Source organism: Mesorhizobium sp. B3-1-9 (genome assembly GCF_006439595.1).
Taxonomy (GTDB): Bacteria; Pseudomonadota; Alphaproteobacteria; order Rhizobiales; family Rhizobiaceae; genus Mesorhizobium.
The window spans coordinates 440,677-455,973 of sequence record NZ_VFTJ01000002.1 but is presented as its reverse complement, the minus strand read 5'-3'; the positions used below and the strand labels follow the sequence as shown (position 1 = coordinate 455,973).

The following is a 15,297-nucleotide window of genomic DNA, read 5'->3' as shown; positions in this document are numbered from 1 at the left end:
ATGCCGCCAAGCTGAGGCGCTGCTTTGCTTCCCGCTCGCAAGGTCCTCGCCAAACTCCACTTGGCCCACCCCAAGGGCATAAATGCAGCCACCGCAATTTCTGCTTGCATTAGGGAACAAAAACAGAACTATATAGGTATCCGCGAGAGCAGTCGCGATCACTCCGGGGGGAGGATCAATCATGTCACGCCGCACTGGCGCGCTGATGCGCGCGTTTGTTGCCTGGGTTCCGCGCGGGCCGCTCCTGGCGCTGGCAGGGGTGGTTGTGGTTGGTGCTTTCGGCGGCAAAACATTCGCGGCTGGCAAAGACTACAACACTTGCTTCAGTGAGAGCAAAGTCTCCGCCGACCGGCAGGTTGCCGCCTGCACCGCAATCGCCGAGGACAGAGGCGAGGTGCCTGATCTTCGCGTAAGCGCCTATTTTGTGCGCGGCCTGGCCTATGCACAGAGGAACGATATTGCCCACCTCATCGCCGATATGAACGAGGTGATCGCGCTCGATCCGACTTACGTCCGCGCATTTACCAATCGCGCCATCGCCTGGGAGAGCAAAGGGGATTTCGACCGGGCCGTCGCGGACTACACAAAAGCGATCGCGCTTACGCCGGATGACGCAAGCCGATATGCCGATCGCGCGCGGGCGCTCAATAAGAAAGGCGAGCATGATCGGGCTATCGCCGATTGCGACAAGGCGATCGACATCGATCCCGCCAATGAAATGGCCTATGGCATGCGCGGCGTTGTGTGGGAAGACAAGGGCGACGCAGCGCGGGCCCAGGCCGACTACGACAAAGCGGAGAGCGTCCGTATTGACCCTATCGCTCCTTACCTAGAACGCGCCCGCTCATCGATCGCCGAGCGTGATCGCAAGCGAGCCAAGGCCGATTGCAAGCGCATCGCCAATATCGATGCGGACAAGGGGCGCGATTGCACGCGACTGATTGTCGAGGCTTTCGGTGAGCCGGGCGACGGCGCGACCGACCCAAACCCAGCTTCTGCTCAAAATGCGATTGGAGTAGAGTGGCAGGAAAAGGGCGACCATACCCGCGCCATCGCCGCATTCGACGAGGCGATCCGGCTCAATCCAGCAAGTTCCGCTTTCTACTTCAACCGCGCCAAGAGCTGGGCCTCAAAGAAGAATTATGCCCGCGCTATCGCCGATCTGGATGAAGCCGTTCGCCGCGATCCGGCCAACGCCCAAGCTTACCGCGTGCGCGGCATGACCATGGCCCAGATCGGCAATTCACGAGAGGCGTTTGCCGACCTCGACAAAGCGATTGCCATCAGCTCCGACGATCCAAAATCGTATTTCGAGCGGGCAGTCGTCTGGGAGGCGAAGGATGCCGACAAGGCAATTGCGGACCTCGACAAAGCGATCGCGCTCGATCCGGCCAACGCCGACTACCGAAAAGAAAGGCTCAGCGTCCAAATCAGCAGGAGCAGGGCGAACGGGCAACCCGTGCTGCAGTCGCCGAGCGCTGCGACCAATCAGGCTGATGTCCCAGTCCCCGTTGAGCCGCAGCCGGCCAAGCCTACCCCGCCTCCCACATATGCGCCGCCGCAACTATATGCCAAGCAGGATAACTCCGCCGCCATTGCTTGGAACCTCAAATCGGGGTTGCAGGCGATGCAGGTCGACCCCAAGGGCGCGATAGATACATTCAGCTTTGTCATCGGCCTCGATCCCTACAATGCAGATGCCTATTACAACCGCTCGATCGCCGAGGCACTCGTCGGCAATTTCGACCTCGCCATCGGCGATTGCCGGCGAGCGGTCGAACTCGATCGGAAACGCGCAGGCACGTGTTGGGAAAATCTGCCTGGCCAACAGCCGACCGCTACGCAGCCAAACGGGGATCCGGCGACCGCCAAGACACTGCTCGAGCGCGCCCAGATGCGGTTGTCGAAATACGGCGTCGACGGCGCGCTGCTCGATTTCGACAAGGCGATCAGCCTCGACCCCGACAATGCCGACGCCTATCTGGGCCGCAGCCGCGCCAGGACGCTCAAGGGCGACAGGGCCGGCGCGGCGGCGGATTGCCGGCGCGCCGTGGAGTTGGATTCCACACGGTCGGCAAGCTGCGACGAGCAGGCTGCCGGCGATGAGGGCAAAACTGAACCGTCGCAGGACCCTGAGCAGCCGAAGGCGGCGGCCGCTGCTCCAAAGCCACAAATCGTCCGTCCGAATTTGGCGGCTACGGACGACACGCTGGCAGCAAAGACCTTGGAGACAAAAGACCAGCGCGCCCTGCAAGCGATCCTGGAAGGCGATGCCTGGCTGGACATGGGCAAATACGACAAGGCGATCGGCTCCTATGACGTGGTGATCGCGCTCGAACCCGACAACCGCTTCGGCTATTTCGGCCGCGGCAGGGCCAGGGCCGCCATACGCGATTATGGCCAGGCGATCGCCGACTTCGACAGGGTGATCCAGTTTGCCCCCAATTTTGCCGCCGCGTATTTTCACCGGGGGCTCGCCAAGGTGACGTCCGGCGATGTCGAGGGCGCGCTTGCCGATTGCGATCGGGCAGCGACGCTCGACCCGAAGGCGCGCGACGCCCACTATTGCAAAGGCATGGCCTGGCACGCCAAGGGCGACACCGGGCGCGCCATCGCCGCCTATTCGGTGGCGATCGGGATCGATCCCGGGCATGACGCCAGCTACTACGCGCGCGGCATGGTGCGGGCGGATCGGAAAGACTATGCCGGCGCCATCGCCGATTTCGATCAGGCGCTCAAGCTCGATCCCGGCAATGGTGACTATGCCGTAGCCCGCAAGGCAGCGGCGGACGTCAGCGGGGGGCCTGCCGATGGCATGACCAAAGCGGACGGCTCCGACATAACGGCGAACGAACGGAGCGCCACCGCAGTTGCGCCAGCAGAAACCCTGTCTGCGGTCAAGCCTGGTGCGAGTGACGATCTTTCGCTTGCCGATCCGAAGTTGGCGAAGCTTATCGACACCAGTGATCCCCGCGTCCTCGTCGCGGTGGCCAAGGGCGACAGCCTCTTGCACGAAGAAAAGTATGACGAAGCGATCGAGGCCTATGAAGAGGCCATCGCAATCGATCCTAAGAGCCCGCTCGCCTATTTCAGCCGTGGCAGGGCCTTTGATGGCAAGAAGGATTTTACCCGCGCGATCGCCGATTACGACAAGGCCATCGCCATTATTCCCGATGCGGCCGCGCCGCTCATGCGCCGTGGCCTGGCCAAGGCCGCGGCGGGCGACGCGGACGGCGCGCTTGACGATTGCATCAAAGCCATCAGGCTCGACCCGAAAGCGAGCGGCGCTTTCTTCTGTTCCGGAGCGGCCTGGTACGCCACGGGAGACCCGAAGCGAGCGATCGAGGCATTTTCAGCGGCGATCGAGATCGATCCGAAAGACGCTGCCAGCTACTACGGACGCGGCATGGTGCGAGCCGACGGCAAAAACTACGCCGATGCCATTGCCGACCTCGACCAAGCTGCCAAACTAGACCCGCACAATCCAAACTACGCCGCCGCGCGCAAAGCAGCGATGGCCACGCAGAAGAAAGGCGGTGTCGGCGGCAACGCGATCGCGCCATCCTCGAAGAAGCTAAACGCTCTGGTCGATCGCGGCTACGCCTTCTACTACAAGGGCCAATATGATCGTGCGATCGCCCAATTCAACAAGGCGATGGCGCTCGATCCGCAAGATGCCTCGCCCTATGTCGGACGGGCCATCGCGCTTGTCGACAAAGGCAAATACGACGCGGCGATCGAGGACTACAACAAGGTCATCGGGCTCTACCCCGACTACTCGGACGCTTACATCGGCCGTTCCGTCGCGTGGACCAAAAAGAACGAACCGGATCGCGCCATCGCCGATTTGAGCCGTGCAATCGAGCTCGACGCCAATGACGCGCAGGCCTATTTCGGGCGCGGCGGCGCCTTCGCTGCCAAGGGTGACTATGGCCGGGCGATCGCCGATTTCAATCAGGCGCTCAAGCTCGATCCGGAGATGAGCCTCGCCCGCAAGGGCCTCAAGCTTGCGGCGGCGGCGAAGGCAAAGACGTCAGGCAAGATCGAGAGCGGAGCGGCGACCTTGGCGGGTGGCATTCCGCCTGGAGCCAGGGCGGCTTTCAACAAGGCACAAGTGCTGGACGGCAGGGATGACTATGACGGCGCCATCGCGCAGTATGGCAAAGCGATTGCCCTGTTCCCCACCTTCCGAGACGCATATGTAGCGCGCGCCATCCTTTGGGAGACGAAGGGCGACTATGCCCGTGCCATCGCCGATTTCAGCCAGGCGATCAGTATCGGCCCCGACATCGGTGACACTTACAGCGATCGCGGCCGCGTCCTCAGCTACCAGGGGGACTATGACGGGGCATCGGCGGATTACGAAAACGCCGTCCGTCTCGATCCAATGAACGCAAGGATCTATGCCGGTCGAGGCATGTTCCGCATGAAGCACCACGAAGACACAGGGGCATTCAGCGATTTCGAAACGGTTCTTAGACTCGATCGCAATAACGTTTTCGGTTACTTCGGCCGCGGCACGATCCGCGCCCGCAAAGCGGACTATGACGGCGCCATCGCCGACCTCAACCAAGCGATCAAGTTAAGGCCAAATTTCGCTGGCGCATACAAATCGCGTAGCGCTGTGTGGGAAGCCAAGGGCGACCGCAAGCGTGCGGAAGCCGACCGCAAGAAGGCGCTGAGCCTTGGGGCAGAGTGAGCAGGGTGTCGGAGCGCGGGCGGATGTCACCTTGGAAATGGTTGCAAGTCGCGGCGGTCGTCTCCGTAAGCATCGTTGGGACTAAAGTGATGCCAACGATGTTCGGCAGCGGCAGAGATCACCACTATCAGTCAGTAAAGATGCCGCCCCACACGCTGACCACCGCCGACATCGATGCCGAGATCCGGAAGCAGGATCTCCAGATATTCGAGGCTATCGCCCGCGAATTTCCGGACGACTACGATGCGATGCTGCGCAAGATCACTGCCGTGGCCCAGGCCGGAAGCCAAACAGAAGTGCGCGATATCAGCAGACAGGCGGTCGCCGATCTGAGGCATAGATATGCGCCACTCCTACCCACGACCCCCGACAGCAACGCTTCGGAAGCGCTTTCGGCTCAACTCGACATGCTCAATCATGTCATGGCGCGCGAAACACCGGCCACCTGCAACAATTACCTGCGCAACGGGCCGGACGCGATCAGCGCGCCCGGCCACGATTTCCTGGCTGACCTGGACAGGATCGGCGCCACGCTGTTCCGCGCCTTCGGCGCCGCCAAAAGAAGCGGCCTACCGGCGGCCGTGCCTAGCGATCAGGACTGGTCGCTGGTCGCCGACGTTTTCACAATGATCGGCGGCACGTCGGCCGAGATGGAGGCTATCTCGAACGCCAACCAGGACTTCCCGGGCCTGTGCCCGGCCATGGCGAGATTCTATGAGGCCGCCCTGTTACTGCATGGCGAACCCGGGTGGCACATCAAAACCGCGCTGCTTCGCGCCATCGTTGAGAATTAGGCTCCGCACCGGATTTCCGGACGGGTTCCGGCGCGACACCGCGTTCCTTCGTCCTCTCAGGCGCCCAGAAACTCGTTGCTGAAGTACGCCTCGATATCCGGCTTCTCCTTCAGCGCCTTGCCATTGCCGTCGAGCAATATCCCCGACGAGAACAGATACCCGCCCATCGCCTCCATCTTCGCCTTGTCCATCGTGCCGATGGCGCCGTTGGCACTCTTCAGGAAATGGCCGTCGTTCAGCGCCTTCAGCGAGGCGTCGATCAGCGCCGGGTTGGCGAGTGTGTCCTTGTTGGCGGCGATCAGCAGTTCGCCCGCCTCCAGCGCCTGATCGACCGCGAAGGCATACCCGCGCCGCGTCGCCTTGACGAAAGCGGCTGCGGCTTTCGGGTCGGCGCTAAGGAAGGCGTTGCTGGAGACGATCAGCGTGGTGTGCTCGTCCGGCACGCCGTAGTCGGCGTAGCGGAAGCTGCGCTGCTTGAGGCCTTTCAGTTCCGCTTCGACACCTTCCCATGTCGAGACTTCGAGCGTGAAATCGACCGAGCCGTTGGCCAGCGCATCGTATGCGGACGTCCCCAGCGTCACGGTCGAAAAATCGCCCTTGCCGCCGTCATGGCGGATGATGGTCCGCAGCAGCGCGTTTTCCCAGGCGCTGCCGAAGCCGCCATAGGTCAGGCCGTCAAGATTTTTCGGGCTCTTGATCGCCGCGCGGTCGGCGTTGAAGACGACGCGGCCGGTCTCCGACTGGACGACGGCGTAGACGGCCTTCAGGTCGGCGCCAGCACTCTTCTGGGTGAACAGGCCGAGCGAGCCGGAAATACCGAAATCGGCGACACGGTTGGCTACCAGCGTGCCCGAGCCGGTATCGCCATAGGGCAGGATTTCGACGTCAAGGCCGGCGTCGCGATAGAAGCCTTTGTCGCGGGCGACGAACAGGCCGATGTGATTGGTGTTGACGGTCCAGTCAAGCGCGACCGTGATCTTTTGCGGGGTGGCGGCACGGGCGTGCGCGACGGCCCCGGCAAGAGGCAGGCCGGCGGCCAGAAACAGCGCCTGGCGGCGGGTCAGATCGGTCATTTCAATTCTCCATCGGATGGTCGGAAATTCGGATCGGATTGGCCAAGCAGCGTGTCGAGGATGCCTGCCTCGATCGCCGCGGCCTCGCGGGCAATCGCCGCGCTCTCGGTGCGCGGGCGCGGCAGCGGCACGGCCACCTCACGCACCACGCGCGCGGGCCGCGCCGAAAGCACATAGATACGGTCGGACAGAAGCACTGCTTCGCGCACGTCATGGGTGATGAGCAGCGCCGTCCAGCGATGGTTTCGCCACATCGTCTCCAGCCAGCGCTGCATGGCGGCGCGGGTGAGCGCGTCGAGCGCGCCGAACGGCTCGTCGAGCAAAAGCATGTCGCGCTGCTGCACCACGGTGCGCAGGAGCGCGGCGCGCTGGCGCATGCCGCCGGACAGTTCGGCCGGCCAGGCGCGCTCGAAGCCGGCAAGGCCGAATTCGGCGAACAACGGCGCCACGCGCTCGCGCGCCGCGCGCCGCTTCATGCCCTGCACTTCGAGCCCCAGCGCCGCATTGTCGATAACGCGCCGCCACGGCATCAGCGCGTCGCGCTGCGGCATGAAGGCGAAGCGGGCGCCATCGAGCGGCGCGCCGTCGAAGCGCATCTCGCCCTCGCCCCGGATTGCGCCGGTGAGCAGTTGGAACAATGTCGACTTGCCGGCGCCGGAGGGACCGAGGATCGAGACGAACTCGCCCGCGCCGACATGGAGCGAGACGCTGGCCAGAACCTGCAGCGCGCCGAAGTTCTTTCGCACGTCGCGGAGCTCGAGCCGGGTCATGGCCGGCGCTCCCCGACAGGCTTGTCGCCGTCGCGCCCCGCCCTTTCGCCCTCTGCATTTTCCCAGGGCATGGCGAGACGCTGGACGAGCACGGCGAGGCCGAACAGCGCCAGCGTCAGCGCCGAGCTGACCGCGACGGCGGCAAGCACCAGGTCGGGGCGGAAATTGTTCTTGGCGCTGAGCATGTAGATGCCGAGCCCCTTCGCGGCGCCCGCATATTCGGCGAAGATGGCGCCCACCACGGCATAGGTGATGGAGATGCGCAGTCCGGCGAAGAAATAGGGCAGCGCCGACGGCAGCCGCGCCAGCCAAAAGATGCGCCAGCGCCCTGCTCCCATCGCGGCGAGCATCTGGCTGATCTCCTTGGCCGTGGCGGCATAGCCTTCGACCAGCGCCACCATCATCGGGAAGAAGGTGACCAGCGCCACGAGCAGGATTTTTGGCAGCAGCCCGAAGCCGAACCACAGCACCACCAGCGGCGCGATCGCCACCAGCGGCAACGTCTGGCTGGCGATCAGCAGCGGGAACAGCGCCCGGCGCAACGGGGCCAGGAAGTCGACCAGCGCCGAGAGGATGAAGGCGGCAACAAGCGAGCAGGCAAAGCCCGCCAGCGTGGCGCGGATGGTGGGCAGCGTGTTGTCGGCAAGCGCCGAGCGGTTCTCCCAGGCTTGCGCCAGCACGCGCGAGGGCGCGGGGAGCACGGTGGACGCGATGCCGCCGAGGCGGGCGTAGAGCTCCCAGGCGATGAGGAGAAGAGCGAAAGCGATGGCGGCGGGGAAGATCCTGGCGAAGGCGGAAGCAAGGGCTGATCTCCCCCGCAAGGGGGGAGATTGGACGGCATCCCGGCTTTCGCCAATCTCGGAAGGCTCTTCTTGCGGTGTAGAACCGAACGAAACAGCCATCATATCCACCTCGGCAGCGCTACGCGGCTCAAACCGCGGTCGGGCTGTTCGCCGAAATCGTTATGTCGAGCGTCACGTGGCCCGCGCCGGGGCCGAAGCGGCAGAAGGCTTCGGCGAGCGTGGCGAACACCGCGCCGGCATCGCCGCGCAGCCTGGTGCAGAAATTCTTCGAGCGGTCGAAGACGCCGGAGTTTTTCAGGAAGTCGATGCAGCCATAGATCTCGTCCATGTGGTCGCCGGTGCCCATCACATAGAGCGAGAATTGCGCCGCCACCGGCTGGTCGGTCGAGGGCGTCGCCTCGACGGCGCGGAGCGCGGCGCGCTTGCGCTCCTCGAGCGGAATCGCCGGGCCGCCGATCTCGTCGGAGCGGCAGATCGGGTCGTCCGGCTCGCCGGGGCAGCCGCGCGAGACCGCGGCCGACAGCACGCAGTGCCTGCCACTCTTCGCCGCCGCGACGAACAGGTCGCGCATGGCGGGAAAAAGCACTTCGGGCGGCCCGACCAGCAGCGTCGAGATATCGTCGGTCTCGACCCTCAGCCTGTCGCGGTAAGGATCGAGCGCGCCCAACGCGCCGAGGATCACGCCGACGAAATCGTCAGCCATGGGATAAAGGGAAATCTGTGCGCCGGAAAACATGGCCCGCCTCGCTCCGCTGGTATTATCCAGATCAGCTTTAGGGTCCGGAGGCTTGCCGCCGCCATCTCAGCCCCGACCGTACGGAGCACCCCTGTGGATAGCCGCGTTAAAGCACTGTTCGAGCGAATGGGAAAGCGGTTTTTTGCGAGGCCAATTGGGCCAAGAGCCCCATCTCCCTAAGGGAGATGCCGGGTTATAAGATTTTCGCAGATTTCTTATAATCGCGGTATCGTAACCCAGTGTCGTTCAAATTGTACGAATCCGGCTTGATTGTTTTTCGTACATAAAGTACGATATTCCCTTCCTTTGAGGGGACTTGCTTGAATACCGCGAACCATGGCGCTTTCGCCGACCTCTCCCGCCCTTTGCTCTCGCCACTGCCGTTCGCCGAGCGCGAACGCGTTGCCGGCGCCTGGCGCATGGCCAGCCAGGACATCGCCGACGACATCCGTTTCATCCGGCAATATCTGAAGGTGATCGCCGAGAAGGACGAGCGGCTTTCGACCGGCACGCTGGTGCATGGCCGCGGCTATGTCGAGGCCTGCGCCGCCTGGCTCCCGGAGACGGTGGCGCGGTATCTGCGCAATCTCAGGCTGATCAGCGAATGCGAAAGCGCGATGATCGCGGCCGGCATGAGGTTTGCCCGGTCGAGCGATGCGTGGTGAGGGAGCTCCCCCTACAACCCTTGGGCCGCCCGTCGAAAAATGCATCGTTTCATACAATTGGCAATTGGTGGACGCGGCTGAGCGGCGGGTGGTTAAATTCGTCTCAGGCGAAGGAGGGTAAAGCCGCGTACCAGGGAGGAACTCGTTTGATGGACCAGCGTATCGACATCGGCATACAGCCTGACGACCAGCCCTACGAAGTCACGTCATTCGCCAGAAAGCATGGCCTGACGATCCCCGTCGCGGACGCGGTGCTTTTCGCCAGGGGACCGTCGCCGTCGCGGACCGCCTGCGATATGGCGGCGCTGGCCCTCATTTGCGCCGTCGCGCAATACGCCGGAAAGCAAGGGAGACGGTAGCCTCCCCTACCAGCTGAACTGCAGCCCCACATTGCCGCCGACCTGGCTGCCGGCGAAGGCAATGCCGAGCGTGCTGGTCAGCCGGCCGCCATGGTCGAAGCCCTCGCTCAGCACCGCGGCGCCCGTGATGCCGAAGGCATTGGCATAGCCGGCATTGCCCCAGTTGACGCGCACACCGAAATGCTCGCCCTGGACGAGATCGGGCGCTGCGAGCGCGGCCGAGATCGAGGCGTTCTCAAAGGCGCGCGTGATGCGGTTGTCGATGTCATCGACGTGGGCCGCGAGCGCCGTCTTACCGACCTCGGTCATCTCGCCGCCATTGCCGTCGTCGACCTGCTTCTTGGTCACGCCAGTCTGGGCATTGATGCAGGTGTCCGTGCCCGGACTATAGTAGTAATTGGCTCCATAGGCGGAGCAGATCTTGACATACGCGACTGCCGCCTGGGATGGCGCCGCAAGGAGCGTTGCCGCGCCGAGGATCGCCGGCGCAAGAAGATATCTGAACATTGATTGCCCCCGGTCGCGCTTACCAGGTGAACTGCAGGCCGGCATTGCCGCCGACCGTCTTGCCGGAGAAGCCGACGCCTGCGGCGCCGGCCAGCCGACCGTTGCCGCCAGACATGAAGCCCTCGCCAAGAACCGCCGCGCCGGTGACGCCCATGGCGTTGGATTGACCGGCATTGCCCCAGTTGACGCGCACGCCGAAACGCTCGCCCTGCACCAGGTCCGGGCCGGCCAGCGCCGAGGCCACCGATGCACCCTCGAAGGCGCGCTGGACGCGGCGGTCAATGTCGTCGACCTTGCCCGCCAACGCCGTCTTGCCGTCGACCACACCGTCCTCCGTCAAGCTGCGCGTCTCGCCCGTGTTGGCATTGATACAGGTGGCGGTGCCGGGACTGTAATAGTATTGCGCGCCATACGCCGTGCAGACCCTGACGTACTCGACCGGCGCCGCCTGGCAAGGCGCAGAGAGACCGCCCGCCACAGCTAGAAACGCAAATGAAATGACACGGTTGATACCCCGCATGCCTGATCCCCGAAGTTGGATGTTGAGAGAAAGCCTCGCATGAAAAAGGCGCATGCGAGCGCGCGGAGTCAACTGCGCCTTCCGCTCAATGCCTGACTTTTACTGGGAGCATTTCATCTATTGAACACATATTGCAGCCAAGCTACAGTAAACAGTTCAACCTGACCAGTAATTCCCCGATGATTTGGAGCTGTGGCGTCGAGGCTTATTAACACTCTCTAATATCAAGCGATGCCGGGCGATCTGCCCGGCAGGCTCGCCGATGTGGGCCCGCGCAGCTGGCGCAGGCCGCGGCTTTGCAGGTCGCCGTCGCCGGTGGGTCAACTATGCGGGCAGACGGTCTGACGACTGCCCGTAATCCTTTAGGACGCGATCAGCCCTTGGCTTTCGACTTGGGTGGCGCCTTGGGGGCCTTGGCAGGCTTCTCCGCCTTCGCGGCCTTCGGCTTCTCGACCTTGGCGGCAGCGGCCTTCTTGGCGGCTTTCTTCGGCCTGCCCGCCTCATCGATCTCGGCCGTCGCCTGGTCCCAGTGCTCCATATGCGCGCCTTCAGGCCGGCCGGCCTGCTCCCAAATCTCGTGCGCGCGTTGGCGAATGCGTTCGTGCCTGTCGTCCGTCACTTTGTCGCCTCCTACGGTTTGGGCCTGTTCCCCAGCCAAACATTAGCCGAATTTTCGCGTGCCGTCTTGGGTGTAGACGCGGCGCGCAAACGCATCTTGAAGCAATATCCGGTGATGGCTCACTTCTCGTCGGAAAGCACCGCGATGCCGAGATACGCGGCCTTCTTGACGATCAGTCCGGCCAGGTCGGCGTCGGAACGATCGGTTCCGGTGCGCTCGCGCAGCAGCGCGACCGCCTGCTTGATCGACAGCAGCCCATCGCCGCGTTCGGCCAGCAGCCTGTCGACTTGGCGGGCAATGTCAGGTGATTCGACGTGTGGATGATGCATGGCAACGACTCCTTCCGCGCTTCGTTGCCTCCCAAACCGCTGTTTATCTTAGGCCTTATGCCCGGATACGAGAAGAGCCCGATCCTTCCCCGATGCTCCGGGGAGAGGATCGGGCTCTTTCAGGACTAAATCTACTCGATCACCTGAACAACGCGGCGCGTGCCGGGATCGATCAGCACCGTATGGTCATTGACGACCGCATAGCGGTACTGGACGTCCGGAACCTGCTGCAGCTCGACGGTGTCAGGCACGGTCGAGCCGACGCCGAGCTCGAGGCCGAGCACATTGACCGAGGCGATCGGATGCTTGTGGACATATTCCCTGACCACGGTCTGCTGCTCGGGGGTGACGATCACCTCGTCCGCGGCCGCGATGCCGATGCCGGCCATCAGAGCCAGGCCGGCGACAGCTGGAATGAGGGTGGTTTTCATCGTTTATCTCCTGTTGCGTTGTTGAGCTCCGCCTGGTCTCCGCGGGGCGGAAACACGGGCAGGTCGAACATGGGAGCTCCCGAGGCAAACGCCGCCGGCAGGGTGTTGTTCCGTCAGCCACGACTAATTGATTTGGCGGAACCTTCGCATCGGCTCCGCATTGGAAGGCATTGAAACTGCCCAAGTCTTTGAAAATCAAAGGATGCCGCAGTCATGCAAGAAGGTCCCATCAGAAGCGACATCGAACTTCGGGCCCCCGTGGCCATTGCCGTGGGCGCCGGCTTCAAGCGCGAGATCGCCACGCTCACCGGGATGCAGAACTTTCTCAAGGAATGGCCGCAGGCCACGCGGGGCGATAGCTACGCCAACGCATTCCGCGCCTGTGAGGCGGCGCGGACCGGAGAGATCGATCTCGACAAGGCACGGCAGGCGTTCCTGGTCTTCGCGCGGAAGGCCGGAATCGAATGGACCGGCGCCGATCCGGTCGCGGTGCTGCGCGAAGCAAAGATCAGGCGAAGCCGGGTACGCGAAAGCCGGGCACAGAACCGACACGTGCCTGGATAGTCCCTCGCCGGGCAAAGGCCGGTCGGCAGCGTCGGGCATGACGCCCGCAGAGCCAGCGGCGCCCGCTGGAGCGGCAGCGTCTGTTGATCACGCCTCACAACGCGTATAACGACCGTCCACCAAGACGCCGTGCGCATTGGCCTTGACCACAAGTTTTAGGATTTGGCCTGCGAATCCCGGGGCAACCGGGCGCACCCTGGCGTCCGTTGCATCCGTTTGCCTGCAGACCGCCGCCTTGCCGGCTGGAGGTCGACTGGATCGATCGGGGATCGGCTGGAGGCCGCTGTCAGCTCGGTGCCGACTCGCCCGGGGCCTCGGTGACGAAGGACGCGGCGATCAGATCGTCCGCGTCTATGCGTAGGGAGCCCTCGCCGCCCCCCATGATGGCCGCGACCTTCTGGAAGGTCTTCATCTCATGCTCGGTGATCCGGGCGTCCCGCATCCTGGCTTTGAGATCGGCGACACGCATCCCGAGCGAACGGGATGTTCCGATTTCTCGTTTCGACATGTTGGTCAGTCTCCTCCCCCAACCCGTGCCTGTTTCGCCGCCGCCCGATTCCCGCATCCTGCGCATGCTTGTGTTCTCTATGAGGCGATTTCGAACACAGCAGCGGCAACGCGGGCCCGGAGCGAAGGTTCCGTTAGCATATGGTAACGAATTAATACTGGTTAACGGCCCGGCCGCAGCCGGCGGCAGGGCCGTCAACTCAGCTGCGAATGATCCTACTGGATGACCTGGACGATCTTGCGCGTGCCGGGATCCACGATGACCGTCTGATTGTCGACGACGACGTAACGGTACTTGACGTTCGGTACCTCGTGCAATTCGACGGTGTCGGGAAGGACGCTGCCGATGCTGAGCTTGACGCCGGGAAGCTTGACCGACGCCAGCGGCTGCTTATGCACATATTCGCGGATGACCGTTTCCTGTTCGGGCTGGATAATAACGTCCTCGGCGGCGGCGGCGCCGATGCCGGTCAGAAGCAGCAGGCCCGCGGCTGCGGTTGTGAGGTGCATTTTCATCGATCTTCTCCTTGATTTGGATAGATTGCCTCTCACGCTGCGCCTGCGATTTCACAGCCGGTAGGCAGTGTGCGTAACGCCGGCCGACAAGCCTTGTTCCTGCAAAAAATTCGCCGACACCATTTTCGGGGGAACGTCACAGGTACGTCCGAAGAAACGTCACCGGCGCGCGGCGCGGCAATTTCGGAACAATGCTTTTCGGGCCGGGTTTTCCTAGTGAAGGGACCGAATTTTCCGAGGAGAAATCCCATGAAACATCTGCTTATCACAAGTATGATCGCGCTCGGCGTCGGTTGCGGCGCCGCGATGGCGCAGACCGAATCCGCACAGCCGAGCGGCGGCGACAATTGCGCGGCCGGCACGGCCGATTGTCAAAAGGGCGGCAAGGCCGGCGGGCAGGCTCAGGGCGAGACGAAATCGAAGACCGAGATGAACGCTCAGGGCAAGGCCGGCGCCAACACCGAAGAGCAGGCCCAGGGCACGGCCAAGATGAAGACCGATGAGCAGGCCCAGGGTCAGGCCGGCGCCAATACCGACCAGAATGCTCAGGACAATACACAGCTGAAGAAGAAGAAGCAGGCTCAGGGCAAGACCGGGACCAGCACCGAGCAAAACGCTCAGGGCAACACCAAGATGCAGACTGAGCAGAACGCGCAGGGCAAGACCGGTACGACAACCGAGGAGAATGCCCAGAACAAGACGAAGACCCAGACCGATCAGCAGGCCCAGGGTAAGTCCGGCACAACCACCACCGAGCAGAACGCTCAGGGCGGCAACACCAAGATGCAGACCGAGCAGAACGCGCAGGGCAAGACCGGTACCAACACCGAACAGAACGCCCAGGGCAACACCAATGTCGAGACCGACCAGAACAAGACGGCCTCGATCAACAACGTGACGGTGGAGCAGAAGACGCAGGTCACGCAGATCATCCACGAGACCAGGGTCGAGCCGGTTCGCGACGTCAGCTTCGACATCTCTGTCGGCGTCGAGGTTCCGCGGCACAAGGTGCGTCTGCACCGCCTGCCGGCGCGCATCGTCAAGATCGTGCCTGCCTACGAATCCTACGAGTATTTCGTGCTGGCCGACGGACGTATCGTCATCGTCGACCCCGACACTTACAAGATCGTGCTGATCCTGACCTGATCCGGATAGCAGGACAGACAAGGGCCCGCCACGCGGCGGGCCTTTTTGCGTGCAGAGACAACCGAACACACGGGCAATCGCCTGCGCGTGTTCATTAGGCATGCGTTGAATGTTGAGCCTCGGGAACGATTTGGCGCAATTCCCAGTTGTCACACCGGAAGTCCTGCGTCCCTAGTCCCTATCGGATCGGACGAAAGGGCGATGGGCCCGCCGGCAAATCGTTCAAGCTTGCGGTCCACTAGGAAAAGGTGCATGGGTC

At 63.2% G+C, this 15,297-nt stretch carries 17 protein-coding genes and 1 riboswitch; of the genes, 6 read left to right on the top strand and 11 right to left on the bottom strand.

Going from position 1 to position 15,297, the window contains the following annotated elements:
• Positions 1-181 precede the first annotated feature (181 nt).
• Both FJW07_RS05715 and FJW07_RS05710 read left to right on the top strand, forming a co-directional pair.
• A complete protein-coding gene (locus FJW07_RS05715) occupies positions 182-4,699 on the top strand; it encodes a tetratricopeptide repeat protein (protein ID WP_140855006.1) in 4,518 nt (1,505 codons plus the stop codon).
• Between the two features lie 89 nt (positions 4,700-4,788).
• Positions 4,789-5,493 (top strand): hypothetical protein, encoded by a 705-nt coding sequence (locus FJW07_RS05710; protein WP_246680670.1) that lies wholly within the window; start codon positions 4,789-4,791, stop codon positions 5,491-5,493.
• Between the two features lie 56 nt (positions 5,494-5,549).
• Here FJW07_RS05710 and FJW07_RS05705 read toward each other — a convergent pair whose 3' ends face one another.
• The 4 genes from FJW07_RS05705 to FJW07_RS05690 all read right to left on the bottom strand — a co-directional run bounded on the left by FJW07_RS05705 (position 5,550) and on the right by FJW07_RS05690 (position 8,875).
• A complete protein-coding gene (locus tag FJW07_RS05705) occupies positions 5,550-6,566 on the bottom strand; it encodes an ABC transporter substrate-binding protein (RefSeq protein WP_140855000.1) in 1,017 nt (338 codons plus the stop codon).
• A complete protein-coding gene (locus FJW07_RS05700) occupies positions 6,563-7,336 on the bottom strand; it encodes an ABC transporter ATP-binding protein (protein WP_140854998.1) in 774 nt (257 codons plus the stop codon). The genes FJW07_RS05705 and FJW07_RS05700 overlap by 4 nt, the downstream gene beginning before the upstream one ends.
• Entirely contained in the window at positions 7,333-8,157 is an 825-nt protein-coding gene (locus FJW07_RS05695) for an ABC transporter permease (RefSeq protein WP_246680669.1), read from the bottom strand. The genes FJW07_RS05700 and FJW07_RS05695 overlap by 4 nt, the downstream gene beginning before the upstream one ends.
• Before the next feature lie 109 nt (positions 8,158-8,266).
• Positions 8,267-8,875 (bottom strand): YkoF family thiamine/hydroxymethylpyrimidine-binding protein, encoded by a 609-nt coding sequence (locus FJW07_RS05690; RefSeq protein WP_140854992.1) that lies wholly within the window; start codon positions 8,873-8,875, stop codon positions 8,267-8,269.
• Positions 8,866-8,978: riboswitch (TPP riboswitch) on the bottom strand. It overlaps the preceding gene by 10 nt.
• A gap of 217 nt (positions 8,979-9,195) precedes the next feature.
• On the opposite strand from FJW07_RS05690, the gene FJW07_RS05685 reads away from it, so the two are divergent.
• Both FJW07_RS05685 and FJW07_RS05680 read left to right on the top strand, forming a co-directional pair.
• Positions 9,196-9,540, top strand: a complete 345-nt coding sequence (locus FJW07_RS05685; protein ID WP_140854990.1) for a hypothetical protein — start codon at positions 9,196-9,198, stop codon at positions 9,538-9,540.
• A gap of 149 nt (positions 9,541-9,689) precedes the next feature.
• Complete coding sequence (locus FJW07_RS05680; protein WP_140854987.1) at positions 9,690-9,899, top strand: hypothetical protein; 210 nt, start codon at positions 9,690-9,692, stop codon at positions 9,897-9,899.
• A gap of 6 nt (positions 9,900-9,905) precedes the next feature.
• Here FJW07_RS05680 and FJW07_RS05675 read toward each other — a convergent pair whose 3' ends face one another.
• From FJW07_RS05675 to FJW07_RS05655, 5 genes are all read right to left on the bottom strand, one after another.
• Positions 9,906-10,406 (bottom strand): porin, encoded by a 501-nt coding sequence (locus tag FJW07_RS05675; protein WP_140703592.1) that lies wholly within the window; start codon positions 10,404-10,406, stop codon positions 9,906-9,908.
• Positions 10,407-10,425: 19 nt separating this feature from the next.
• Complete coding sequence (locus FJW07_RS05670) at positions 10,426-10,926, bottom strand: porin (RefSeq protein WP_140854984.1); 501 nt, start codon at positions 10,924-10,926, stop codon at positions 10,426-10,428.
• 373 nt (positions 10,927-11,299) lie between these two features.
• Positions 11,300-11,545 carry a DUF2934 domain-containing protein gene (locus FJW07_RS05665; protein ID WP_140645402.1) on the bottom strand — a complete coding sequence of 82 codons (246 nt, stop codon included), beginning with the start codon at positions 11,543-11,545 and terminating at the stop codon, positions 11,300-11,302.
• A 119-nt stretch (positions 11,546-11,664) separates the two neighbouring features.
• Positions 11,665-11,874: a hypothetical protein gene (locus tag FJW07_RS05660; RefSeq protein WP_140645401.1), complete on the bottom strand. Its 210-nt coding sequence runs from the start codon at positions 11,872-11,874 to the stop codon at positions 11,665-11,667.
• A 131-nt stretch (positions 11,875-12,005) separates the two neighbouring features.
• Positions 12,006-12,305, bottom strand: coding sequence for a DUF1236 domain-containing protein (locus tag FJW07_RS05655; protein ID WP_140645400.1), 300 nt, complete (start codon positions 12,303-12,305; stop codon positions 12,006-12,008).
• Positions 12,306-12,518: 213 nt separating this feature from the next.
• Here FJW07_RS05655 and FJW07_RS05650 point away from each other — a divergent pair, with 213 nt between their 5' ends.
• Positions 12,519-12,869, top strand: a complete 351-nt coding sequence (locus FJW07_RS05650) for a DUF982 domain-containing protein (RefSeq protein WP_140645399.1) — start codon at positions 12,519-12,521, stop codon at positions 12,867-12,869.
• Between the two features lie 286 nt (positions 12,870-13,155).
• On the opposite strand, the gene FJW07_RS05645 is transcribed toward FJW07_RS05650, so the two are convergent.
• Both FJW07_RS05645 and FJW07_RS05640 read right to left on the bottom strand, forming a co-directional pair.
• Complete coding sequence (locus FJW07_RS05645; protein WP_140652209.1) at positions 13,156-13,377, bottom strand: hypothetical protein; 222 nt, start codon at positions 13,375-13,377, stop codon at positions 13,156-13,158.
• A gap of 215 nt (positions 13,378-13,592) precedes the next feature.
• Entirely contained in the window at positions 13,593-13,892 is a 300-nt protein-coding gene (locus FJW07_RS05640) for a DUF1236 domain-containing protein (protein WP_140645398.1), read from the bottom strand.
• A 249-nt stretch (positions 13,893-14,141) separates the two neighbouring features.
• Here FJW07_RS05640 and FJW07_RS05635 point away from each other — a divergent pair, with 249 nt between their 5' ends.
• Entirely contained in the window at positions 14,142-15,038 is an 897-nt protein-coding gene (locus FJW07_RS05635; RefSeq protein ID WP_140652211.1) for a DUF1236 domain-containing protein, read from the top strand.
• The last annotated feature ends 259 nt before the right edge of the window (positions 15,039-15,297 follow it).

Coding starts and splice junctions, on each gene's coding strand:
- FJW07_RS05715 (WP_140855006.1), top strand. CDS start 182: ATGTCACGCCGCACTGGCGCGCTGATGCGCGCGTTTGTTGCCTGGGTT.
- FJW07_RS05710 (WP_246680670.1), top strand. CDS start 4,789: ATGCCAACGATGTTCGGCAGCGGCAGAGATCACCACTATCAGTCAGTA.
- FJW07_RS05705 (WP_140855000.1), bottom strand. CDS start 6,566: ATGACCGATCTGACCCGCCGCCAGGCGCTGTTTCTGGCCGCCGGCCTG.
- FJW07_RS05700 (WP_140854998.1), bottom strand. CDS start 7,336: ATGACCCGGCTCGAGCTCCGCGACGTGCGAAAGAACTTCGGCGCGCTG.
- FJW07_RS05690 (WP_140854992.1), bottom strand. CDS start 8,875: ATGTTTTCCGGCGCACAGATTTCCCTTTATCCCATGGCTGACGATTTC.
- FJW07_RS05680 (WP_140854987.1), top strand. CDS start 9,690: ATGGACCAGCGTATCGACATCGGCATACAGCCTGACGACCAGCCCTAC.
- FJW07_RS05675 (WP_140703592.1), bottom strand. CDS start 10,406: ATGTTCAGATATCTTCTTGCGCCGGCGATCCTCGGCGCGGCAACGCTC.
- FJW07_RS05670 (WP_140854984.1), bottom strand. CDS start 10,926: ATGCGGGGTATCAACCGTGTCATTTCATTTGCGTTTCTAGCTGTGGCG.
- FJW07_RS05660 (WP_140645401.1), bottom strand. CDS start 11,874: ATGCATCATCCACACGTCGAATCACCTGACATTGCCCGCCAAGTCGAC.
- FJW07_RS05655 (WP_140645400.1), bottom strand. CDS start 12,305: ATGAAAACCACCCTCATTCCAGCTGTCGCCGGCCTGGCTCTGATGGCC.
- FJW07_RS05650 (WP_140645399.1), top strand. CDS start 12,519: ATGCAAGAAGGTCCCATCAGAAGCGACATCGAACTTCGGGCCCCCGTG.
- FJW07_RS05645 (WP_140652209.1), bottom strand. CDS start 13,377: ATGTCGAAACGAGAAATCGGAACATCCCGTTCGCTCGGGATGCGTGTC.
- FJW07_RS05640 (WP_140645398.1), bottom strand. CDS start 13,892: ATGAAAATGCACCTCACAACCGCAGCCGCGGGCCTGCTGCTTCTGACC.
- FJW07_RS05635 (WP_140652211.1), top strand. CDS start 14,142: ATGAAACATCTGCTTATCACAAGTATGATCGCGCTCGGCGTCGGTTGC.